Source organism: Pseudomonas sp. SHLD1, assembly GCF_028640935.1.
Lineage (GTDB): Bacteria > Pseudomonadota > Gammaproteobacteria > Pseudomonadales > Pseudomonadaceae > Chryseomonas > Chryseomonas aestiva.
Genome location: NZ_JAQZAD010000007.1, coordinates 1 through 207, shown reverse-complemented (window position 1 = coordinate 207; position 207 = coordinate 1). Strand labels below are relative to the sequence as shown.

1 pseudogene is annotated in these 207 nt (G+C 50.7%); it reads right to left on the bottom strand.

Features of this window, described 5'->3' with window-relative positions:
* Positions 1-24 precede the first annotated feature (24 nt).
* Positions 25-207: pseudogene (locus tag PVZ77_RS03210) on the bottom strand (hypothetical protein); the annotation flags it as partial.

Sequence of the window (207 nt, the reverse complement as noted above, 5' to 3'; positions counted from 1 at the left end):
CGCTGCCGAGATTGGCTAGACCCGTCAGGCAAGCGCAAGTGGTTGAGTTGAAACGAAAAAGTTCAAATCAACGCTTGACAGGATGTGAGGCTGGCGTAGAATGCGCGCCTCGGTTAGCGACACGGTCGCAACCAACTGCTCTTTAACAAGTTGAATCAAGCAATTCGTGTGGGTGCTTGTGGGATAAGCCTGATGTCGCAAGATTAT